Source organism: bacterium 336/3 (assembly GCA_001281695.1).
Taxonomy (GTDB): domain Bacteria; phylum Bacteroidota; class Bacteroidia; order Cytophagales; family Thermonemataceae; genus Raineya.
Map to the genome: position 1 here is coordinate 2,936,686 of LJIE01000001.1, position 23,086 is coordinate 2,959,771.

At 32.0% G+C, this 23,086-nt stretch carries 27 protein-coding genes and 2 pseudogenes; 8 read left to right on the plus strand and 21 right to left on the minus strand.

Features of this window, described 5'->3' with window-relative positions; translation table 11 throughout:
• Positions 1-26: 26 nt before the first annotated feature.
• Complete coding sequence (locus AD998_13640; protein KOY88206.1) at positions 27-1,316, plus strand: UDP-N-acetyl-D-galactosamine dehydrogenase; 1,290 nt, start codon at positions 27-29, stop codon at positions 1,314-1,316.
• 76 nt (positions 1,317-1,392) lie between these two features.
• On the opposite strand, the gene AD998_13645 is transcribed toward AD998_13640, so the two are convergent.
• Positions 1,393-2,598 (minus strand): flavoprotein, encoded by a 1,206-nt coding sequence (locus AD998_13645; protein KOY87046.1) that lies wholly within the window; start codon positions 2,596-2,598, stop codon positions 1,393-1,395.
• A gap of 6 nt (positions 2,599-2,604) precedes the next feature.
• Positions 2,605-3,072 (minus strand): SsrA-binding protein, encoded by a 468-nt coding sequence (locus AD998_13650; protein KOY87047.1) that lies wholly within the window; start codon positions 3,070-3,072, stop codon positions 2,605-2,607.
• A gap of 101 nt (positions 3,073-3,173) precedes the next feature.
• On the opposite strand from AD998_13650, the gene AD998_13655 reads away from it, so the two are divergent.
• On the plus strand, positions 3,174-3,647 hold the full coding sequence (locus AD998_13655; protein ID KOY87048.1) for a cell division protein: 474 nt from the start codon (positions 3,174-3,176) through the stop codon (positions 3,645-3,647).
• A gap of 6 nt (positions 3,648-3,653) precedes the next feature.
• On the plus strand, positions 3,654-4,436 hold the full coding sequence (locus AD998_13660) for a hypothetical protein (protein KOY87049.1): 783 nt from the start codon (positions 3,654-3,656) through the stop codon (positions 4,434-4,436).
• Between the two features lie 16 nt (positions 4,437-4,452).
• On the opposite strand, the gene AD998_13665 is transcribed toward AD998_13660, so the two are convergent.
• From AD998_13665 to AD998_13675, 3 genes are all read right to left on the minus strand, one after another.
• Positions 4,453-4,923, minus strand: a complete 471-nt coding sequence (locus AD998_13665) for a hypothetical protein (GenBank protein ID KOY87050.1) — start codon at positions 4,921-4,923, stop codon at positions 4,453-4,455.
• A 27-nt stretch (positions 4,924-4,950) separates the two neighbouring features.
• Entirely contained in the window at positions 4,951-5,721 is a 771-nt protein-coding gene (locus tag AD998_13670; protein KOY88207.1) for a glycosyl transferase family 2, read from the minus strand.
• 91 nt (positions 5,722-5,812) lie between these two features.
• On the minus strand, positions 5,813-6,049 hold the full coding sequence (locus AD998_13675) for a hypothetical protein (GenBank protein ID KOY87051.1): 237 nt from the start codon (positions 6,047-6,049) through the stop codon (positions 5,813-5,815).
• Positions 6,050-6,186: 137 nt separating this feature from the next.
• Between AD998_13675 and AD998_13680 the strand changes: the two genes are divergently transcribed.
• From AD998_13680 to AD998_13690, 3 genes are all read left to right on the plus strand, one after another.
• Positions 6,187-6,648, plus strand: coding sequence for a hypothetical protein (locus tag AD998_13680; GenBank protein ID KOY87052.1), 462 nt, complete (start codon positions 6,187-6,189; stop codon positions 6,646-6,648).
• 2 nt (positions 6,649-6,650) lie between these two features.
• Positions 6,651-7,331: a hypothetical protein gene (locus tag AD998_13685; protein KOY87053.1), complete on the plus strand. Its 681-nt coding sequence runs from the start codon at positions 6,651-6,653 to the stop codon at positions 7,329-7,331.
• A gap of 95 nt (positions 7,332-7,426) precedes the next feature.
• Positions 7,427-8,188: a hypothetical protein gene (locus tag AD998_13690; GenBank protein ID KOY87054.1), complete on the plus strand. Its 762-nt coding sequence runs from the start codon at positions 7,427-7,429 to the stop codon at positions 8,186-8,188.
• A 45-nt stretch (positions 8,189-8,233) separates the two neighbouring features.
• Here the strand turns inward: AD998_13690 and AD998_13695 are convergent, their stop codons facing one another.
• The 4 genes and pseudogenes from AD998_13695 to AD998_13710 form a co-directional block, all read right to left on the minus strand.
• Positions 8,234-8,785 carry an RNA 2'-phosphotransferase gene (locus AD998_13695; GenBank protein ID KOY88208.1) on the minus strand — a complete coding sequence of 184 codons (552 nt, stop codon included), beginning with the start codon at positions 8,783-8,785 and terminating at the stop codon, positions 8,234-8,236.
• Positions 8,781-9,575 carry a hypothetical protein gene (locus AD998_13700; protein KOY87055.1) on the minus strand — a complete coding sequence of 265 codons (795 nt, stop codon included), beginning with the start codon at positions 9,573-9,575 and terminating at the stop codon, positions 8,781-8,783. The genes AD998_13695 and AD998_13700 overlap by 5 nt, the downstream gene beginning before the upstream one ends.
• A gap of 413 nt (positions 9,576-9,988) precedes the next feature.
• Positions 9,989-11,098, minus strand: a pseudogene (locus tag AD998_13705) (hypothetical protein).
• A 186-nt stretch (positions 11,099-11,284) separates the two neighbouring features.
• On the minus strand, positions 11,285-11,917 hold the full coding sequence (locus AD998_13710) for an antibiotic resistance protein MarC (protein ID KOY87056.1): 633 nt from the start codon (positions 11,915-11,917) through the stop codon (positions 11,285-11,287).
• Positions 11,918-12,049: 132 nt separating this feature from the next.
• Here AD998_13710 and AD998_13715 point away from each other — a divergent pair, with 132 nt between their 5' ends.
• On the plus strand, positions 12,050-12,712 hold the full coding sequence (locus tag AD998_13715; protein KOY87057.1) for a hypothetical protein: 663 nt from the start codon (positions 12,050-12,052) through the stop codon (positions 12,710-12,712).
• Here AD998_13715 and AD998_13720 read toward each other — a convergent pair.
• From AD998_13720 to AD998_13775, 12 genes and pseudogenes are all read right to left on the minus strand, one after another.
• Positions 12,704-14,104 (minus strand): hypothetical protein, encoded by a 1,401-nt coding sequence (locus tag AD998_13720; protein KOY87058.1) that lies wholly within the window; start codon positions 14,102-14,104, stop codon positions 12,704-12,706. The genes AD998_13715 and AD998_13720 overlap by 9 nt on opposite strands.
• A 37-nt stretch (positions 14,105-14,141) precedes the next feature.
• Positions 14,142-14,435 carry a hypothetical protein gene (locus AD998_13725; GenBank protein ID KOY88209.1) on the minus strand — a complete coding sequence of 98 codons (294 nt, stop codon included), beginning with the start codon at positions 14,433-14,435 and terminating at the stop codon, positions 14,142-14,144.
• Between the two features lie 62 nt (positions 14,436-14,497).
• A complete protein-coding gene (locus AD998_13730; protein ID KOY87059.1) occupies positions 14,498-14,860 on the minus strand; it encodes a hypothetical protein in 363 nt (120 codons plus the stop codon).
• Positions 14,861-14,892: 32 nt separating this feature from the next.
• Positions 14,893-15,495 carry a hypothetical protein gene (locus AD998_13735; GenBank protein KOY87060.1) on the minus strand — a complete coding sequence of 201 codons (603 nt, stop codon included), beginning with the start codon at positions 15,493-15,495 and terminating at the stop codon, positions 14,893-14,895.
• A 31-nt stretch (positions 15,496-15,526) separates the two neighbouring features.
• Positions 15,527-16,891 carry a hypothetical protein gene (locus AD998_13740; GenBank protein KOY87061.1) on the minus strand — a complete coding sequence of 455 codons (1,365 nt, stop codon included), beginning with the start codon at positions 16,889-16,891 and terminating at the stop codon, positions 15,527-15,529.
• Between the two features lie 138 nt (positions 16,892-17,029).
• Positions 17,030-17,443, minus strand: a complete 414-nt coding sequence (locus AD998_13745) for a hypothetical protein (GenBank protein ID KOY87062.1) — start codon at positions 17,441-17,443, stop codon at positions 17,030-17,032.
• Between the two features lie 91 nt (positions 17,444-17,534).
• Positions 17,535-18,128, minus strand: a pseudogene (locus AD998_13750) (hypothetical protein).
• A 140-nt stretch (positions 18,129-18,268) separates the two neighbouring features.
• The gene (locus AD998_13755; GenBank protein ID KOY87063.1) at positions 18,269-18,976 is read right to left on the minus strand and encodes a 2-phosphosulfolactate phosphatase; all 708 of its coding nucleotides are present in this window, start codon (positions 18,974-18,976) and stop codon (positions 18,269-18,271) included.
• A gap of 6 nt (positions 18,977-18,982) precedes the next feature.
• The gene (locus AD998_13760; protein KOY87064.1) at positions 18,983-19,315 is read right to left on the minus strand and encodes a DNA-binding protein; all 333 of its coding nucleotides are present in this window, start codon (positions 19,313-19,315) and stop codon (positions 18,983-18,985) included.
• A 19-nt stretch (positions 19,316-19,334) separates the two neighbouring features.
• Entirely contained in the window at positions 19,335-19,871 is a 537-nt protein-coding gene (locus tag AD998_13765; protein KOY87065.1) for a hypothetical protein, read from the minus strand.
• Between the two features lie 8 nt (positions 19,872-19,879).
• Positions 19,880-20,488 carry a hypothetical protein gene (locus tag AD998_13770; GenBank protein KOY87066.1) on the minus strand — a complete coding sequence of 203 codons (609 nt, stop codon included), beginning with the start codon at positions 20,486-20,488 and terminating at the stop codon, positions 19,880-19,882.
• A 65-nt stretch (positions 20,489-20,553) separates the two neighbouring features.
• A complete protein-coding gene (locus AD998_13775) occupies positions 20,554-21,105 on the minus strand; it encodes a hypothetical protein (protein ID KOY87067.1) in 552 nt (183 codons plus the stop codon).
• A 165-nt stretch (positions 21,106-21,270) separates the two neighbouring features.
• Between AD998_13775 and AD998_13780 the strand changes: the two genes are divergently transcribed.
• The gene (locus AD998_13780) at positions 21,271-23,052 is read left to right on the plus strand and encodes an arginyl-tRNA synthetase (protein ID KOY87068.1); all 1,782 of its coding nucleotides are present in this window, start codon (positions 21,271-21,273) and stop codon (positions 23,050-23,052) included.
• The last annotated feature ends 34 nt before the right edge of the window (positions 23,053-23,086 follow it).

Consider the following 23,086-nt stretch of genomic DNA (forward strand, 5'->3'; position numbering starts at 1 on the left):
CATAATTTATAATTCTTTTTATGTCTATTTATCAAAATATCATTGAAAAAAATACCAGTGTTGCAGTAATTGGTTTAGGTTATGTAGGTTTACCCATTGCTTTGGCTTTTGCCAGAAAAATAAAAGTGATTGGTTTTGACATCAATGAGGCTCGTGTAAAAATGATGCAAAATAACCAAGATCCCAGTAACGAACTAGATTCTTCAGAATTTGAAGGTTGTGATATTACTTTTACAAATCAACTCTCCGATTTACAAAAAGCTACTTTTTTTATTGTAGCAGTTCCTACGCCTATTGATGAACATACCCAACCCAATTTACATCCTTTGCTTTCTGCCTCTACAACAGTTGGTAAAGCCTTGAAAAAAGGTGATTATGTGGTTTTTGAGTCCACAGTGTATCCTGGTTGTACTGAAGAAGACTGTATTCCTATTCTTGAAAAAGAGTCAGGTTTAAAATTTGGTGTGGATTTTAAAGTAGGTTATTCTCCTGAACGCATCAACCCTGGGGATAAAGAACACACTTTGGCAAGTATTACCAAAGTAGTTTCGGGTTCGGATGCAGAAAGTTTAGAAAATATTGCCAAAATGTATGAATTAGTGGTGAAAGCAGGTGTACACAAAGCCTCTTCTATCAAAGTTGCTGAAGCTGCTAAAATCATTGAAAATACGCAAAGGGATTTAAACATTGCCCTGATGAACGAACTTTCTCTTATTTTTGATAAAATGAATATCAATACCTATGAAGTTTTGGAGGCTGCAGGAACAAAATGGAATTTTTTGAAATTTGTACCAGGGCTTGTAGGTGGGCATTGTATTGGTGTTGATCCTTATTATCTTACTTACAAAGCCAAAGAATTAGGCTACAATCCTGCTGTGATATTGAGTGGTAGAGCCATCAATGATAGCATGGGGGCTTATATTGCAAAGAAAACTGTTCAGAAAATTATTAAACAGGGTAAAAGCCCCTCCGAAACTCGTGTACTTGTGATGGGTGTGACTTTCAAGGAAAATGTGAGTGACATTAGAAACTCAAAAGTAGCTGATGTGATAAGAGAATTGCAATCATTCAGTTTACAAGTAGATGCCATTGACCCTCATGCAGATGCTCTTGAGTTTGAAGAAGAATATGGGCTTTCTCTGGCTAAAAACCCACAAGGGACTTATGATGCTATTGTTTTAGCCGTCAATCATAAAGAATATTTACAACTGTCAGATATGGCTTTTAGCACTTTAGCAAAAGAAAAAGCTCTTTTTGTAGATGTAAAAGGCATTTTCAGGAATAAAATACAAAACATGGAGTATTGGAGTTTGTAGAAGTTTTCTTTAAATAAAAAGACTCATAAAAATTATGAGTCTTTTTATTTAGTAATGTAGGCATTGAATTATTTTATCATCCCAATTGTGAGGCTATCCAAGCTGTTGTCCAAGCTGATTGAAAATTGAAGCCTCCTGTAATTCCGTCTATATCAAGCACTTCACCAGTAAAATACAAATCAGGGTAACGTTTGCTTGACATGGTTTGGGCATTCATCTCTAAAAGGTTTATACCTCCACAAGTAACAAACTCTTCTTTGAAAGTCGTTTTTCCATTTATAACATAGTTATCATACAATAAAACATTTACCAAAGCATTAATTTCTTGCTTTTTTACATCTGCCCATTTCTGATTTTCCTGAATGCCTGCTTTAGCTAGTAAAAAATTCCACAATCGTTTAGGCAGTTCTGTAAAATTGGTATTGGCAATTAAACTTGCTCCTCTCTGATTTTTTAGAGTCATGATTTGTTCTCTCAAAGCATCTTCTTTACTATCAATCCATGCTATTTCTGCTTCAAACTGGTATTTTTTTTCAGCAAGTATCCTTGCTCCCCAAGCTGAAAGCCTTAAAATTACAGGCCCACTCATTCCCCAATGTGTAATGAGCAATGCCCCTTTCTCTTGTAGTTTTGTATCTTTGATGCGTACAGATGCTTTTGTGCTTACCCCCATAAGTTCTGTAATGGGGTTCTTAGGCATATTAAATGTAAATAGAGAAGGAACTGGTGGCTCAACCAATAATTCTAGTTTACTTAAAAAATTGAAATTCTCTACTTTTGTTTGCCCCCCAACAGCCACAATCACCTTATCAAAATGTATTTTTTTAGGATTATTCTTAAACTCTAATAAAAAACCTTTTTCTTGTGGTATGATAGATATTATTTCTGTTTGTATTTGTATTTGAACTTTGTTTTTATGAGCTTCTTTTAAAAAACAATCTATAATAGTTTGAGAAGAATCTGTAACAGGAAATATTCTCCCATCTCCTTCTACTTTAAGGCGAACACCTCTTTCCTCAAGCCATGTACACATTTGTGTGGGACTAAACTCATGGAACAATGACTTTAAAAATTTTGAGCCTCTAGGATAAAATTTTGCCAATTCTGAGGGTTTGTGGCAGTCATGGGTCACATTACATCTGCCTCCACCTGAAACTGCCACTTTTGAAAGTAGTTTAGTTGTTTTTTCAAACAAAAAAACTTGAGCTTGAGGATGATGAGTACGAATATTAATTGCTGAAAAAAAACCTCCTGCCCCACCACCAATGACTGCTATTTTCATAGTTTTCTAAAATTTAGTCTTTTCCAGCTCTTTTTTAGCGTCTTTGGCTTTGAGGTCTTCACGTTTATCATAGAGTTTTTTACCTTTCGCCAGAGCTATTTCCATTTTAGCAAAACCTCTGTCATTGATAAAAAGCCTTACAGGTATAATCGTAAGCCCTTTATCTTCTAAACCTTTTTCTAATTTTCTGATTTCCTTCTTTTTAAGCAATAATTTTCTTTTACGTAAAGGCTCATGGTTATAATATGTACCCTCTCCGTATGGTGAAATATGCATTTGTATAATCCAAACCTCACTATCTTCTATATAACAATATGCATTTTGTAATTGTACTTTACTTTGTCTGATAGACTTTATTTCTGTACCTGTCAGCATTAAGCCTGCTACATACGTTTCTAAAAAATGATATTCAAAAGATGCTTGTTTATTGCGAATATTGACTGTTTTCTGTATTTTTTCTTTTTCCTTTGCCATAATCTCTCATAATATATAAATTTTGGGCTTGCAATTTACATTATTTTTATGCAAATTTTATGCTTTTAAAGGCTTTTTTTGATTAAAATATCTATGTCTTTATGCCTACTATTCATTTAGAAACACACGTTAATGCCCCTATTGAAATATGCTTTGACCTTTCAAGAAGTATTGATTTGCACCAGATTTCCACCTCCAAAACCAACGAAAAAGCTATCGCAGGCAAAACTTCAGGACTGATTGAATTAGATGAATTTGTTACATGGGAGGCTACTCACCTATTTGTACGCCAAAAACTTACAAGTATCATTTCTAAGTATGAGAAACCTTTTTATTTCAGAGATGAGCAGGTAAAAGGAGCGTTTAAGTATTTCAAACACGACCACTTTTTTGAAGAAAAAAATGGTAAAACACTTATGAAAGATATTTTTGAGTTTCAAGCCCCTTTGGGTATATTGGGAAGGCTTGCAGAATGGCTTTTTTTAACAAATTACATGAAGAAATTTCTCATTATCCGAAATAACACCATCAAGGAATATGCTGAAACAGATTTATGGAAGAATGTTTTAAAATAAAAGTTTATGAATAAATTATTTTTATTATGGTTTGTATTGATTTTTTTATCATGCAAAAATAAAGAACCCGAATGGCATACCTTAAATTTTGGTGCATTTAAAATCAAAGCCCCTCAAGGCTGGAAGATTATCCCTCAAAAAAGTTTTGATAGTTATTTTGGAAGTTTAAGTGATAATAAAAATACCATTTGGTTTGATTATGGCATGTATAGTGTTGATTTTGTTGGGAGAGAAGATAATTACTATCGGCATGCTAAGGATACTGTAAATGGGCTTCTAGCTTCTATTACAATCCCTGATACAGCAGGCAAAGGACTTATTTCTATGCATATTGCTAAAATAAAAGAGAATACAAAATTTACAATCTGGACAGAGTCTAAGCAAACAGAGATGATTCTCAAGATGTATAAAAGTATTATTTTTAAGAACATTGATACATTAAAAAACCCACCTTTATCCTTGAAAAAATTCACCTTTAGCATAAGAGGAGGTGCAAAAACGCTGTTTGAACAAAATTGTGCAATGTGTCACAAATTAAATGGTTCATATATGACTGGTCCTCCACTTACAAAAGCCATGAGGAATAAAACAAGTGAATGGGTATTTAAATTTTTAACATCACAAAAAACTCTTATTGGTAATACTTTTATTTATCAGAATAAAAAATATGATATAATTTGTGGAAATTTTTCTGATTTTACCAAAAGTGACGTGGAAGCTTTAGTAAATTACATTCAAGGACAAGATAGTTTTGAAGATGAGGATGAGTTTAATCAAAAAGCCCCATAAGAATTGGGGCTTTGAGTTATTTATCTGAGGGAGTTGCTTTGGTAATTACCATCACATCTCCATCTGGACCATCTTGATACAGAGGCATTCTTTTGGTTGTGTATTCAATCATAAACCATTTGTTTAAAAGCTTTTTATTGGCTCCAAATCCCTGATTTTCTGATGTAATTTCATTTTTAGGAAGCTCTACAAAAAAATTAATAGACTTATCTTCATTTCTACCAAATTCAAATTCTTTACCCTTTTCATCTTTGAAATAATTATGTTCTGCATCTCCAAAGGAAAAATCGACAAACTGCATTTTAGCAGATTGAGTGCCTTTTTTTTCTTCTTTGGGTGTTTCTGTTTTCTTTTCTTCTTCTTTAGGAGTTTCTTTCTCAGTAGTTGTAGCCACAGAGTCTTTTTTGGGTGTATCTTCTTTTTTTTCAGCTTCTTTACAAGCTACAAGGCTTATAGATAAGCCTAATACGAAATACAGTGTTCTCATTTTAATAAAAATTTATAGTTGAAAATTTTAGTCCCAATATTTTTTTCTTTGTTTCAAGATAAAAAAAATACCTCTTAAAAATATCAGAAAATGATTGAATAAATTCGAAACAAAGCCATAATGTTTTTTAAGCACCTCATAACGCTCCCACAACGAAGTTTTTCGTTTTTGAGTAGTAAGTCCACCCAAAGAAAAATTAGCAATTACAATTTCAGTATTGATAATTTTTTGGGCATTTTTCAGGCATTCTATCACCCAATTTACATCCGCTGAGTATTTATATTGTAAATCGTAGAAAGGCACAATACTTTTTTTAGCAATAAAAGCCTGATGACAAACCACCATTCCTAAGCTTAAAGATTTCCATGTTAGATTTTTAGGTGTTTTTTGAGGTGTTATTTCACTTCTAAGCCCTAAAGGTTTAAGGGTTTCAGCTTCTAAAATCATGGCTTCACCATAATAAATATCTGCATTTTCTGGCTTTTGAAACACTTTTTCAAGGGTTGTGTGTTCATAAAAAGTATCGCCTGCATTCATAAATATAATGTATTCGCCTGTTGCATGGCTAATGGCCTTATTCATGGCATCATAAAGTCCTTTATCTGGCTCAGAAAGCCAAAAATGTATTTTAGATTCGTATTTTTTGATAATTTCTAATGTTTTATCCTTCGATTTTCCATCTATCACCACATATTCGATATGAGGATATGTTTGAGCAAAAACACTTTCAAATGTTTTTTCTAAATAAGACTCTGCATTATAAGTAACAGTAATGACTGATATTTTGGGTTGATACATCGGTATAAACAATTTCTCAAAGATAATATAAGAAACATACACCACACAAATAAAAGCGTTCTGATATTTACCAGAACGCTTTGAATACATCTTATTTCTTAGTGGATTTTTTTTTCTTTTCGATTTTTTTGTAAGCGTAATGGTCTATAATATTTGCCCACATAAACTGCCCCAACGATTTGGCTTTCAGTAAATTCTGAAACACATTTTCAGGGACGTTGTAATAGGCATAAGTTCCTCCTTTCACAAATTCTACTTCTAAATACCTATCCTGAGAGTCGTAACCAACTGTGGCTAACATACTCGAATGCACATTGATTTTATTCATAATTATTGTCGTTTTAATTACATCAGTAAAGATATTTACTTACTCCGTAATATTTTTGAGCAATAAAAAATTTAAAAAGATTTTTTTGATAGAATTTCATCTTAAAAGTGTATTTTTGTTACAAACCCTGATGCATTTTGGAAACCTTACAAGAAATTGCTTTATTTTTAGATACCCCTGTTTTTTTGATTCAGGAAGGTAAAAGTCTCCTTTCTGACACTATAAACACTCAGACAGAACTTCTTTTTATTTTTGAAAATACCACAGACAAGGACTTTAAGAATAAACAAGGCGAAAGGGTTTTGGATAAACTCATGCAGGCTCTTGTGGCTAAATATCCCACTCTTAGCGATATACCCAAAACTGAAATTGTAGCAGAAAAAAATATGGATTGGAATTTTTCAGATACTAATCTCAAAAAAGTGATTGTATTTAGTGAAAAAATTGCCAAACAATTAAGCCTTCAAAATCCTGTATATCAGATTTTTGAACAAAAAAATATTTCTTTCGTCATATCTAAACCCTTAGAAATGATTGAAACCCAAGTTGAAGAAAAAAAAACTCTTTGGAATACTCTTTTACAGTTTTTTGAGGGGTAACAATGGCTTTTATTCTTCCTAAAAACACTGTGTTTCCTGATTTTTCTAAAGAAGAATTAGAAAGCTATGGTTTGATGCCATTACAGCAAAAATTAACAGAAGTATTTTTAAGAAAAATCACTCCTCAAGAATTTATTCCCTATTTTTTGGAACATAAAGAAATTCTTATTGGCTTATTATTACCTCATCGTGGGCTGAAGGGACGCTTAGAGTATTTACTCCAATTAGGCAATGAATTACAAATTTTCGATATTTTTTTAGTACTATATGAATTATCTGATTTACAAGATATTGAAAAAGAAATATTAAAGATTTATCAGGAAGGTAAAATACTACTACCTTCAAATATCATTGTTAAAAATACAGGCTCCTATATGGATGGTGGTAGTATGGGGGTCTGTTGTACTAATTTAGACACGAATAAAGATTTTAATATATTTTTTCAACATTATAATTGGACACTTTCTAAAAATCCTCAAATGCTTTCAGGAGCTATTTATTATGATGGTTGGATAGTACCTATTAGAAGTCCGTTAGAAACACAAATATTGCAATTGCTTGAAGATTATTTCTATACAATTAGGAATAATTTAGAAAAGGAAATTGTTTCAAACTATCTAAATTTTATTCGTTCTGATGATTATTTAGAACTTGCTCGTGTATTGGGTAGATTAGAGGTTTAATTTTCCATTCATCATCATGAAATTCTATTTTCTATTATTTTGATAATTGTTATTTTTATGAAAATACTTTAAATTTCTAAAACTTTTAAAGTTTTATGAAAACTCTAACCTGTACATTATCATTTTTCTTACTTATTGCCCAATTTTCTGCATTTGGACAAAATATTGACAAAGTCAAAGGTATACTTGCAAATAAGAGTTTTACAAAACTAGATACTTATTTGATTAATTTTTGTGCAAAAAATCCCAATGCTCAGTATAGCCAAGAAATAAACAGACAGATAATTTCATCATATTATGAAATTATAGTCTTTTTTAAAGAATCTGTACCCACTGAAATAGAAAGAATATCAAAAGTTTATCCATATAAAATTTATATGTTGGTAAAAGATGATAAGATTATTTATTTTAAAATCGAAAATCATCAAAAACCTAAAAATATCAAAATAGAAGAGATATTTTCAAATAAAGCAACTATACAAACATTTGAGAAGGCTTATTTACTTACCTATAATCGTAAAGTTACCATTAATGATTTTTTTAAAACAAATATTGTTTATGGCTATTCTTGTGGTTATGCGGGTACTAAAACCGAATATGGAATCAAACAGAGCAAACTTATTGAATTAAAAAATACTGAAGAATTGGAACAGTGGTTGGCTTCACCCATTCCCGAAATACAAGTATATGCAGTGGCTGGTTTCTATAAATTAAAACAACAAGGTTATCAGCCGACACCTAAACAACTTTCACTTATTAAACTTATCAAATCAAAAAAAGGAACTATCAATACTTGTCATGGGTGTATTTATATGAGAGAAGAAATTCAATTTGCTACACAGGATTTTGAGTTCTAAGCTTTTATTTCTTTTATAAAAATTTCATTATCATATGTAAACCCATTATTTTTCAACTATTTGAAAATATTTGGTAGGAACATGGTCTGTCAGCCAAACGCCATTATCAGAAATAAAAAATTCAAAACCATCTTGATGCATTTGTAGAGCTTTTACTTCTAAAATCACCAATTTTCCATGCCTTTGCCCAACTTTGGTGGCTGTTTGAGTATCAGCACTAAGGTGTACATGCTGTCTTTGACGTTTTTCAAGACCTGTTTTAAAAATAGACTCTATATGTTGCTCAGCAGTACCATGATACAACATTTCGGGTGGCTCTTGAGCAGTATAACCCAATTCTACTTCGATGGAATGCCCTTGACTTGCTCTGATTTTTGTACAATCTTCATTAAAAGCATATCGTTTTTTATTGTTGTTTTCTACAATGTATTTGAGCTTCTCAAAATCAATCCTATTCCCCTTTTTATTACAGCCCGCAATGAGTTGATCTACATCAGCCCAGCCATTCTCATCTAATTTAATACCTATTATTTCAGGTTGATGTCTGAGAACAAGGCTCAAAAATTTTCCCAGTTTTAATGCTTCTTTATCACTAATCATTTCCTAATTCTTTTAATTCTTCTACACCCAATTTTCCTAGAAGTCTGTTCCAATACAATAACACTTTGGGGTTGTTTTCGTTAGTGGCACTTAAGGGCGAAAATGGGAGCAGATAAAACATTTCTACTTCTTCTAGTTCAAGCCCTATGAATTTTTTTGCATCAGCTTCTGCCCATTGTTCTGCTTCTGCATTGCTAAATGGCGGTCGGGTGTGGAAATCCCTTCTATCAGAACCTGCCATACTTTCGACCATATCACTAAATAAATACGTTTTAAACACTGTATTCTCTTTCTTTTTGCCATTTTTCTTATCTATAATATGCAAAGCAGCCCAAATATCGGTGTATTTGCGTGTATCTGTTGTATTTTGGTCTAAAAGAGCCTCCAAACACTTGTTAAACATCTTGTTACGTTCTTTTTTCAAAGAGATTTGATACGCATTTTTGATAGCCTTGATGTCAGTGGGATTCAAGCTTGTAGTATCTTTCATTTCAGATTTACAAGTTTGTGCAAATACTTTCGCCTGTGAGGTGTTTTCGTGGATAAAATACACTTCTATTTTATCATCTTTCCGACGAATATTTTCGTTGATGATTTGTTCAAGAGCTTTTTCGTACTTTTGTCTTGTGAAAGTATCTTTTGGACTTACACTCACGGTTTTGTCTAAGAATATGAGAGAATATGTATTAGACTGAGGTTTTGTAGTCACTGCCGATTTTTTATCTTCTCCTCCTTGGCATCCTACAAATGCTATCAAAACAAACAAATATAAAATTCTTTGTAACATGGATATTTTAGGATGTTTAAGCACTATTTTTTCTTGATTTTATTTTTTACTTTACTACTGATGGTACTTGTTTTTGAAACAGAAGACTCTTCTGAGTTTTCTACTATTTCATTTTCTTCTGTACTTGTATTTTCTAGGTTTTCAGATTCTTCTGTTATTGAAGTATTGTCAAGAACTTCATTTTCTACAAATGCTCCATTATTTTCATTAGATTCTGTTTGTTTTTCTTTTCTTAATACTTTTTTTACTTTTTTCTCTTGTTCAAAAGCTTTTTCTTCTTCTTTGGCTATTCGTTCTTTTTCAGCAAGGGCTTGGGCTTCCTCTAATGCTTTTATTTCTTCTATTTTTTTGATTTCTTCTTTTTCAAGAGCAAGCTTACCTTTCTCATGTCCCATAGAAACCTCATAAATTTTCACTTCTACATCTATTTTATGCAATTGTTTTTTACAATTTAAGATAGATTTTTGTAAAGCATCTTTTCTCTCTAAAAAAATATCATAGTCGCCAAGACTATCTAATTTATTCTTTTGGGCTTCTTCTACAGCCATTTGCAAACTAACTTCTTTTTCAATAATTTCAATAATATCTAATTGCTTTTGACGAATTTTGTGCATTTTTTTGAGTTTCATCGGTATCTGAAACCAAATACGAATGTATGCTACCAAAATAGGAAAAGCTATGCCCAAGCAAATTGCACCCGCCACCGCAAACATAACACCTGAAAGTACAAAAGCAAGCATACCTGAACTACTATTGACAAGGCTTTGGCTCAAATCTTCCGATTTTTTGGTAAGAGCTTCTACCATTTTTAGTGTTTGAATATTTTCTTCTTCTTGCAGAGAAACAATATTATTATTGATATTTGATTTGAGTTGGTCTGTTCGATAAGCTTCATAACGGAAATATCCTAAAATACAAAGTGTAACAATTGTGAACACTACTACCAATATTTTAAATACCAAGTAAATACGTTTCGATTTCAGTGTATTGTCTTGTGTATAGGGATATTCAATTAGTCTATCGTAAGCAGGTTTTAGAAGTACAGAAACCATCGCCAAACCTACTGCAAAGCTCCATGCTTCTATATTATTCTTGATATTTAAAGCATATGCTACAATTTCATGTGAAATAACCAAATCGCCTATAATAAATACAAATGCTGCTATTAAAAATAAGATACCTCCCAAAAAAGAATTATTATTTCTCAGGCTTGCTATTTCTTTTTTAGATGATTCTATTTGATTATTAGTTTCCTGAAGGTCTGCATCTCTACGTTGTTTTAAATTAATTTGGTTATCAAGTGTATGATGAATGTTGGTCAGTTCTGTAAAGAGTGCATTATAATGCTTTCTATTTTCAGTTATTTTATATTCCACCTCTTGGATTTCTTCTTGATAGTGTGTTAAATCATCCACCAAAGCATTGAATCTAGATTTTTCAATCAAATAACTTTCATAGTTTCCTTTAGAAAGTCCAAAGTAACCATTCCAAAAACCAGATTGATAGTTTTCATTCTTTTCAATAGCTTCTTCAAACAAGTCTATAATGACAGGTTGTTTCAATACCTCTGCTTCTATTACAACAGGGGCACTTTCCTGAGAAATTTCAGGTTGTGTTTCTTTTGTTTCAGAAGTTTGAGAAATATTTTCTTCATTTAATCCCTCCTCTGCTTTCTCGTTGTAAACTTTGATAGCTTCTTCCATATACTTTTACTTTATAATATCTTGTATAATTGGTTTAAGTCCACTGAAAAAGAATTCAACAGCAATGACCATTACGATAAGTCCCATAAGCCTCATCATTACATTGTTACCTGTTTCTCCCAATATCTTAATAATTTTGGATGAACTATACAAAATTATATAAGTCAATAACATAACTATAAATATAGCAGATATCAGAACTACTTTTTGCTCAATACTTATAGCCTTTTCCATGAGTACAATGGCATTGGTTATAGCTCCTGGTCCACATATCATAGGTATAGCTAGTGGTGTAATCGAAATATCATTTACATAACTTTTAACTTCCGAATCACTAATCTTGGTTTTAGCTAATCGGGCTTGTAGCATATCCATTCCCATCAAAAAAAAGATAATTCCCCCCACTACTCGGAAGCTATTCACTGAAATACCAAAAAAATGAAATAACAATTCCCCTGAAAATGCAAATAAAATAATAGTTGCAAATGCCACAATAGAAGCTTTTCGAGCTGTTTTGGCTCTGGCCCTTTCATCTAATGAAGCCGTCATGGTCATATATACGGGCATTGTTCCTAAAGGGTTTATCAGTGTAAAAAATGATGTAAAACACAACAATCCAAATGATATAAGTTCGTGCATAAGTATAACTCAAAAATTGAATAGTTGTAAAATTAAAGATTTTCATAATATAATCCCAAAGAAGCATCGAAAAATTGCTTATCTTTCATAAACAGTTATGAGGCTTGTTTATCAAGGTATTATATTTTTTAGTTGTTCTACAATCAATATTTTTTAAGAAAAAATGCTTCAACATTTCTTTTTTTACAAAGTTTTTCTATTTTTGAATGTATTGAACCTGTGCTTTATAGAATTAATCAAACCATTACTATGACTCCTGAAGAAGAAATTGAAATGTTAAAGGGTAAACAAGAATCGAAGGAAATGTCTTTTCCTATGCTATTCTTAGAAGGGCTTTTGTATAGCCTTCTTTCCTTTGGTTTGGTAATCGGAACATATACGATTATAGAAAAATATTTACCTTACAAATTGCTTACTCAATTAAATACATATGCTCTTTTTGTAATTAATGGAGTTATTGTAATTATTTTTGCTTCACTAATTTTTGCTTTGAGTAAAATAGGCAGTGGTTTGTTGGTATGGCGTGTATTTATTCGAACACTCATTACAGGTTTAGTTTGTGGCAGTATCGTTTCTATAGCTTTTTTATCTTTGTTTAGATTTATGATTAGCATATCGGATGTAGCAAACGGTATTCATAAAATATCAAACTGGAACTCAGGAACTTTTCATTTCAAAGAAACTATCATTGCTTTTGCAACTGTTTTCTTAATGGCATATCCTATTCTTTTCATGTCTATCAAATACACCTTACACAAAATATTTTGGAGTACAGAAGATGAACTATTAGCCTAAAATAATACTTGGTTTTATAAAGAGTGTAATTAATAAAAAGGAGATTACGATACAAATCCACATCAAATACTTGGGAATTGGTGAAACTTGTTTTTCTTCTTTCTTTAAGAAAGCATAATAAGGTATCTTGAGGTAATAAAATAAGCCTACTATTGTATTTATCAAACCTACTACCAACCACCACAGACTTATATCGGAAGTTTTCAGATTATAACTTTCCCATAATACAGAGAAAATCAAGATTTTAGCCATAAAACCTGCTGTTGGGGGCAATCCTGCTAAAGTGATTAAACCTATCATGATTGTACCCATTCCCCAAATATCTTGTTGCCCTATCCCCTTAAAATCAGTCATTTCTGTGATTTGATATTGTTTTTCGTAATGCTCTATCAAAGCAAACACCAAAAAATTTGCCAGCACATATACCACCAAATAAAAGAAAAGTGATTCTAAAGCAACATTACCCATAACAGATCCAATCAGCATATAACCAATTTGTGCTATAGAAGAATAAGCCAACATTCTTTTGATATTTTTTTGCCAAAAAGCCACCAAATTACCCCAAATGATACTGATCATGGCTACTACTCCTACAATGGTTTCTATATCATTTATCAAAGTTCCATAAGCTTGTATTATTTTATAAAGAGCTATGAGACCCGCTATTTTAGGAGCTACAGATAAAAATGCCACCACAGGAACTGGTGCAACCTGATAAGCATCTGGAGTCCAGATATGCCAAGGAACAGCCGAAATCTTCATGAGTAAACCTGCAATTGCCATAAAAAATGCAACATACAACAATACATCATTCTTAAAATGAAGTGTTAATAAAGATTCTAATAAAAATGTTCCTACAAAACCATACAACCATGACACCCCATACACCATAATCGCAGATGAGAACACCCCAAATAAAAGATATTTGATAGCTCCTTCATAACTCTCTTTTTTCCAAGAAAGTATCACTAAAATATAAGAAGCAATGGCTGCAAGCTCTAAAGCGACAAACAATGTTATCCAATCTGTTGCAGAAATCATCATAAGTAATCCTAAACTACTTGAAAGCATCAGAAAAAGCCATTCAGGATGTTCTGATGTTTTTTCCAAAAATGAAGGTTTAGGGAAAACAATAGGAATACATAAAGCACTTATTAAAATAAGCCTTTTAAAATTCAGAAAAACCACATTTTCTTGGGGCAAATAAAAACTTACTATAATACTTGTAACAAGTATTACACCATAAGTGATTGTACTAAACAGTGTATTTTTTTTTTTGAGAATTGCTAAAATTAGCAGAATAACCAAGCCCAAAACAAGAATAAGCTCAGGCAATAAATAGCTTGTTTGTTTAAAAATCTTCTCTAAAAAAGATTGTATTTGTGTGTGCAAAACTGAAAATTAACTGTTTAATAATATTACTATTTTTCTACAAAATTTCTATGACTTTGCCATAAACTTGTTTTGTCCAACCATTGATGCCACCTCTGTTGTTACCAATTAGGCAACCTTTGTTTTGGTCTATGGCTTTTACAAGGTGTGTGTAGTAATTTCCTTTAACTTTACAATACACAATATCACCTATTTCTACTTCTTCAAGCATAATGGGAGCAAGTACATGTTCTTGTCCTGATTTGATTAGAGGAACCATCGAATTACCTTTCTCACTTGTAATAATTGTTTCTCCTGCCTGCAATTTTTCCAATTTATAATTTCTTCTCATACAATTATTAACTGCTACAATCACCCTCCTCTTTTATTTTGTAGCAAGTTTATTTTTTTAATTTATTTTCTCATAGAACCGAGTAAAAGCCCTCCTCCACCTCCTACCAATCCAAAAATAGTAAGTAAGCTAAAAGCATCCATGTGTGCCAATGACACATGCAAATTCATGATAACTCCTACAATCAACATTACCACTGAACCACCCATAATGAGCCAGCCTATTGGGTTTTTAGAATTAAAAAACAACATTCCTACTCCTATAATAAAACCCAAAAATAATACTCCAGCAGGAACACCTACAGAACCATATCCAAAACGATAACCCATTGAAAAACTATTACTTATATGAATAGACTTCAAAAGCACGTACAAGCCCACCATCAACATGATTAAGCCTATCAAAAATTTAGATGTAGAAGACATTTTGAAATGAATTAATTGGTAATGACAAAGATTTAAGGTTTCACAGATTTCTTGATTTGTTCTAGTTCTTCTGCACTTGCTGAAATCTGCAATTTATCTAATATTTTAAGCATTTGTTCTGTTTCTATTGTATCATCTCCACTATTTGCCAAGAGAATCATATACATAGTTTCTACGAAGCTTTTTTGAAGTGGTTTGATAAAAGGATTGTATTTTTTTAGTAATGGCTCTAACTCCCAAAAGCTTTTTAAGGCTTTTAGCCATTGGTCTTGGTAGGTTGAAAAACTCGAAATAATAAAACGCAATTCGTGTTTGAAGTCCTGAACAAACACTGTATCATTCATAGTGCCATCTGGCTCTGCAATTTTTCTAAAAATGGCGTGTGTATCGTCATTGAGCTGTTCGTTATAAAACTGAGCAGCTGTTTTTGCTGCATGTTCTAATACACGCTCTTCAAAAAAATCTATTTGTTGATCTAAATTAATACCAATAGCAACGGGTAAGGCTACTAAAAGTTCTAACATTTGCTCTGCGTTAAATAATAAATTACGAGAATTCATGTAAGGTGTAAGCTCGTAGCGTATTTCTGTTATTTTATTTTGCAAAAACTCAAAATCTTCTTGATTGATTTCCATAACTAATGATTTGAATGATTTTGCAAAATAATTATTTTTTTATAAAAATTTTAGGATTCATTAATTTTATTGTTCCATGATGCTCTTTATTGAATACCTCGTTGGCTTCTTTGGTTACAAAAAGCTCTTGTGTATTTTCAATATTTCTTTGTAAAACACCTGTAGTTAAGAAGTTTAATGCATCTTTTAAACATGCTTCATTAACATCCCCAAAATTTCTGCTTACATCGTCAATTTGTAGTTTATCAGGAGTTAAGCCTTCAAAATAGTCTCCAAAATTATTGGCATTGAAACTCTGAAAAGCTACTGGAGCAACTACATAATTGGCATTGGCATTGGTTCTATCCATAATAATGGGCAATACAGGAAAACCCACTGGCTTACCAGCAGTAGCCGAACCTATTATTTTCACATCCAAATAAGGTTTTAAACTATTGATAGTCAACTCACTGGCGGATGCTGTCGAAGAAGTAGTAATAAATACCACTCTTGAGAGATTCAGTTTGCCTGAAGAATTATCAAAATATGAAGTCTCATCAAATTCACTATAACGACTATTCCAGCGTTCTGTAAACATTACTTTCCCTTTTGCTGAGGCTGGAGCAATTAAATTACACAGATATTTAGCTAAAAAAACATATCCTCCTCCGTTATATCGTAAATCCACTACTAGTTCTGTTGCCCCTTGAGAAGCAAAAAAATCAAAGGCTTGAGTCAATTCTGCTTCAGTATCTTTACCTCCATTTCCTCCTAAAAAGCTATTAAACATTAGATAAGCTACTTTCTTACCATTGTTATCAATTACTCTTTTATCTAAAATAAAATTAGCTGTGTAGGTTTGGGGAGTTAGTGTAATGGTTACCTCTGAACCATCATTTTTACGAAATAAAATGGTTATGTTTGTGCTATTAAATAAAGCTGTATTTAACTGACTTACAGTAGTTGTACTATTATCTGGTACAATATCATTTACTTTTAACAAACGCCAACCACGTTGTATTCCTTGTTTACCTGCTGCTGAGTTGGCATACACAAACGATATTCGTAAATCATTTTCGGAAATAAAGCGATATCCACAACCATAATCAACTCTATTGCCAGCTGAAACATTATCCCATTCAGATTTTCTTTGAACAAACGAGAATCTATCAACATATTTTCCATTAAGAACAGGACTATAAGTCTTCACTACAGAAATAACATCTTCTGCTGTAGAATAATTTTTGGGTTTAAAGTCAAATATATCAGGCATTCTATCAGTCCATAGATACAATTCTTTGGAGTAAATATAAACACTATCTCTAAGGTCTACTCCTACCTGATAGTTTTCAGTCTTTTTGCAAGACCAGAAACTAACAAATGCAATGATTATAAGTGTGATTTTTAAGGGCTTCATAGTAAATTAATATTAATAAGTTTGCGTTTTGCTAAGACAAAATAAAATACAAAATAGTTTAAATGCAAATCTGTTATTTTTAATATAACAAAAAAGTCCTTAGATATATTGCTCTAAAGACTTTTTTAATAAATATTTTTAAGATTCTGAAAGCCAATCTAAGGCATTTTTTTCTTGTTGAAATACTTGAAAATAACGATAAATAAATCGATACTTTTTTTGAAGTTTAGTTTTGAGATTATCAATAGAAATTTTTTGCATCACATCATCAGAAGTAACAAAAGCTACTCTTTGGAGTCCATTTTGTAGAGCCTGTGGTAACCATGTAGAAGCTATCCATTCATTAGAACTTGTCCAAGAGCTACTACACTGGATTGTATTGCTAACAAGCTTTTTGATACCACTTGCCTGCATGACTTCCAATGCTTCTTGTAAACCCTGACGAATTTGTTCTGACGCTACTTTGGTTTTCCAATCTATTTTTAGGTAGCTATTTTGTTCACTATAGAGTGTATAGTTTTCGGTTTCGTAAAATAAACTGCTTTCCAACATAGTAAAATTTTTTACAATTTACGCTAATAGTCAAGAAGTTACAAGTGTTGTTTTTACAAATTTCTGTATGATGTAAGTTTTTTATAAAAATTTATCGAGAACTGGGTTTCGTTGTATCTTCTTGAAACAAGAATTTTCTAATTTTCCAAGCAGGAATGCTGATATAAAACTTCACTATAAGTACTTGGTCTTTGCTTTCTTTAAGTCCCCACAAAGAAATATTATCAATATAATCGGAAGTTGGTCTTAAAAGAGTTGTGTTTATTCCTAAACCATAACCATTTTTGAGCAAGTAAGTTATAGCCAAAGATGTTGGAAAAATAGCCGAAACATTGCCATACGTTTCAGATATTGCTCGTGTTTGGAGTTCGTTTTGCAAACGCTCTCCTGTTTCAGTTTTTGGTAAGAAACGCAAAAAACCGATTCCCTGACTGATATGAGCTATCCAGTGTTTTTTTCTGAGAAAATTATATTGTAAATCAAATTGAAAAGTAACCAAATTGGTTCTAAAAAACTGATTGGGGGTAGTAGTATTAGAAAATTCGTAGGTATAATTTTCACCTCGTACATTGCCGACACTTAGATTAAAATGTCCGTTCCAGCGTTTTTTTTTCGCAAATTTAAGCCCTAAATGCACCGAAGAACTCCACAAACCATACGAATTGGACAAGTCGCCCTTGTACGAATTTGCACTTACTCCTATTTCCCACAATTTATGTAAACGATAATTATTAAAAGTATCTTTCTGAATAACTACGCTATCTTCTTGAGCCAAACAAACTACATTTGCCAAAAGAAAAAGAATAATATAGAATAGTTTTTTTATCATAATACATTCACCAATTCCTCTCCTTGCATTTTAGGTAAGACATTATACAGGTTTTCTGTCAAACAGAACTCTATATCTTTTTCAATTCCAAGCTTTTTAAGCCTTTGGACATGGGAGCATTGCAGAACGGTTTCAAGCATTTTAGGTTTACTATCTCGATACAAGACTTTTGAAATCAGTGCTGAGTCATTACTGATTTCAAAGATATCAGAAAGTCCATCTACTACTGCTCCTGCAAAAAGGGTATCTTCTAAATTCACTTTACCTTTCCAACCCGAACAAACTATTAATACATCTTTTTGGGTCTCTTTTAGATAATCAATAACACTTTGTTTATTCAAAAAAGCTCCTACGAGTATTTCATCAGCTTTTTCTGAGAGTTTGATGGCTTGTGTACCATTGGTAGTTGTCAAAGCTATTTTTTTTCCTTTCACAGCCTGTTCCATATAACTAAAAGGAGAGTTTCCTAAATCGAAACCTTCTACCATTTTCCCATCTCGTTCAGCAGCAATCAAATAGCCTTTTTCTCGCATTTTCAGGCAATCTTCAAGCTCTCTAATAGGAACAATGGATGCTACTCCATGAACTAGTGCTGTAACCATACATGAGGTAGCTCTTAAAATATCATTTACAACAACAATTGTATTTTCTAATTGATATAAATGTAATAATTCTGGCGAAAGGCAAACGTCTATTTGTGGCATTGTATTTTATAAACCAAACTTACTAAAATCTAACCCAGGGATATCAGGCATGATACCTCCTGTAATTTTTTGCATGTGAGCAGCAGCTTTTTCATCTACTTCTTCTATGGCTTTGTTGATAGCAGCTACAATCAAGTCTTGCATAACTTCTTTATCCTCAGGCTTTATAATATCGCTATCTACCTCTATTTTAATGACTTGCTTTTTGCCATTGACAGTAGCTTTTACCATACCTGCTCCTGCTTCGGCAGTTGCTGTAATATTTTTGAGTTCGTCTTGGGCTTCTTTCAGTTTAGACTGCATTTCTTTCACTTTGCCCATGATGTTGAGAATATTCATACAAATCAATTTTAAAGTTTTAAGTATAATAAGGGCTAATCATGAGATACACAATTACACCTGTTATAGAAACATACAACCAAATAGGAAAAGCTATTTTGGTCATCTTTTTGTGACTCACAAAATCCTTATTAAGAGCATAATACAAGGATAGCAACACAAAACGTACCACTACCATTGAAAGTAAAATATGACTTACAAGAATTGAAAGATAAATCATTCTATAGCCATTTTCAGGATATTTGGTACTTTCATTAGAAAAGTGATATAACACATACGTTACCAAAAACAAACTTCCTAATGAAAAGGCTGCAAGCATGGTATTTTGGTGAGCTTTAATATTTTTCTGTTTGATGAAAACCAAGCCCAATATCAATAAAATAGCTGTAAGTGAATTAATTACAGCATTTACATGAGGTAACATTTTTGTCCATTCACCCAAATTTACTTTTACCCTAATACCCAATAAAATACCCACTACAACAGGAATGGCAACAGAAAGGATATTGATAATCGTTTTGTTAAAAATTTTAGGTGCCGAAAGTTCAGTTTGCATAATAATTATTACGATTTTACAGTCTTTTTAGGTGGACTTTTAAGTTGAAATGATTCAAAAAATAATTTAATATCTTTTTCAGAAGGATATCCCTTCACGCTGGATATACTCATTTGATAGGCTCTGTTTTCTACCAAATAAATTCTATATACTAAATAAAAATTGCCAGAAGCTCCTGCTTTTAAAGATATACCCTTATAACTACCTAATGTAATATCTTTGTTTTCAATAATTTGTTTTTCTGTAAATTTATGGGTGTCTATTACTTGTTTTTCTTGATTTTCGAGGAATTTTTTCTCTCCATATTTTTGAATTTTCCCTGGCTCATAGTCTCTATAATAGAGCATATAACGAACTGAATCTCCTTGTTGTGAAACAATGTATTGTACAGCTTGGTCTGTTGTATCTACATCTTTTTCAGGAGGTTCAGGGAAATTGATTCTGAATAACTCCTCTTCTACAATTGGTGAACCTATAGTGGGAGTTAGTGTATCTAATATGACTATTGTTGAGTCATCTTTTTTGACAACTTGTTCTTTTCCTTTCTTGGTTGGGGTACTACAAGACAATAAAATAAAACTGAAAAGAACGGGTGTAATTAAAAATAATTTGGACATAGTACTTGCGAAAAACATTGCAAGTACTATTTTTTTGGAGGAAAAATCAAGAAATTTCTATTTTTTTAGAGTTTGTTTACAAAAAAAGTAACCGTACCACTTGAAATAGATTCTACTTTTACATTTTTTCTTTCTAAACAAGATTCTAATTGAAGCTCAATATTAGTTTTAAAACTTTGCACACTTTCTTCAGAAAGATTTGATAAATTAGGAAGATGCTCTAAAGCTACTAGATGTCCATTGTCATCAATTTTAACTTTGAAAACAACTTTACCTCGTTCAGAAGCATTGAGTAATGGTTCGATGGAGCAATTTAACTTCCAGCCTTTTACCTGCCAGTCTGCAATGATAGAAGTTTTTGTTTTAACTCCTCTCAAATCTGTAATGGTTGTAGGTGATATAGGTGCAGTGGCAGAGGTTGTTTCTGTATTGTAATAGTAAGCATTTGTAGAATCTAATTTATTTGGCTCATGGAGTGTTGCTACTTGCTCGTTTCTATCAATATATAAAAAAGCTCCAACAACTGCTATCAGCACTGTTAGAGATGCCACGAAATAATACAATCTATTTGGGTTATAATTTTTCATAGATATACGAAAGGTCAAATCCTTTTGCATAGATTACAAGCAAATTCCTTGCTAATTTTTTTTAATTGTTAATTTTTTGTTAAATGATGCTGTAATATTTTTAATTTTTTTACAAAAAAACAAAGCATTCAAGAAAATTTTTGAGCATCCTCTTTTTTTTGTACTTTTGCAGGCTCAAATCAACCTTTGCCAACTATGTCGCATATAGAAAATACACTTATTGAATACATCGAAAAAGCCTTTGAATCGGTTTTTAACAAAAATATTTCAAATATAGCTTTACAAGAAACCAAAAAAGAGTTTGAAGGTTCACATACATTTGTAGTTTTTCCATATACCAAAGAATTAGGGCAAAAACCTGCTGATATTGCTCAAAAAATTGGAGAATATTTGGCTCAAAATTGCCCAATTGTCGAAAAATTTAATGTTGTACAAGGTTTTTTGAATCTTTCTATCAAAGCTGAAACATGGATTCAGTTCTTTGATACACTTCTTCAAGAAACACCCAAAGCTACTAAAAATCAGAAGGTTGTGGTAGAATACTCCTCTCCTAATACTAATAAACCTCTGCATTTGGGGCATTTGAGAAATAACTTTTTAGGTTATTCAGTAGCTCAGATTCTTGAAGAGGCTGGTTATGAAGTCCATAAAACACAGATTATCAATGATAGAGGTATTCATATCTGTAAATCGATGCTTGCCTACGAAAAATTTGGCAATGGAGAAACCCCTGAAAGTAGTGGCTTGAAGGGTGATAAACTGGTGGGTAAATATTATGTGGAATTCAATAACTTATACAAATCACAAATTGATGCTCTTAAAAGCAAAGGTGTAAGTCAAGAAGATGCTGAAAAACAAGCACCAGCAATTCAAGAAGCACAAAAAATGCTTTTGGACTGGGAAAGTGGAGATGAAAAAATAGTTGCTCTTTGGAAAAAAATGAATGGTTGGGTATATGAGGGTTTTGATGCCACCTACAAAAAAATTGGTGTAAGTTTTGATTCAAAATACTACGAATCCAACACCTATCTTCTGGGAAAAGACATTGTGGAAGAAGGTTTACAAAAAGGTGTTTTTTACAAAAAAGAAGATGGTTCTGTGTGGATAGACCTTACAGAAGATGGTTTAGATAATAAATTGGTCTTGCGTTCAGATGGAACATCTGTATATATCACTCAAGATTTGGGCACAGCCGAATTGCGTTTTAAAGACCAACAAATGCAAAAAATGGTGTATGTGGTTGGTAATGAACAAGATTATCATTTTAAAGTTTTATTTTTGATTCTCAAAAAACTTGGCAGAAGTTATGCAGAAGGCTTACATCATTTGAGTTATGGCATGGTGGAACTTCCTTCGGGTAAAATGAAATCGAGAGAGGGTACTGTTGTAGATGCAGATGATTTGGTGGAAGAGGTGATTGAAATAGCTAAAGAGAAAAGTATTGAAAAACTGAAGGCTTCAGGAGCTTTTGAGCTTTTTAGTGAAGAAGAAAAAGAACAGCTTTATGAAATGATAGGTTTAGGAGCATTGAAGTATTTCCTGCTTAAAATAGACCCTCAGAAAAAAATGCTTTACAATCCAGATGAATCTGTAAGTTTTGAAGGTGATGCTGCTCCGTTTATTCAATATACGCATGCTCGTATTTGTTCTGTTATCAGAAAAGGTTCTGAAATAGAAAAGGCAGATTGGCAAAATGGTTATAAAACGCTACATCCTTTAGAATTATCTCTGATTAACTTGCTTAGTCAATACAACAAAACTATAGAGTTAGCTACTGAAAGATTCGCTCCTTATATTCTTACACAATACATTTATGATTTGAGTAAAACATTTAGCAGTTTTTATGCAGAGTGTTCTATTCTCAAAGCTGAGAGTTTGGAGGCTGGAAATTTCCGTTTAGTATTGTCTAAAGAAGTCGCTAAAACCATTAAAAAAGGAATGCTTTTATTAGGTATTGATGTACCTGAAAGAATGTAATAGAAGTTTTAGAAGTAAGATATAAAACGCTATA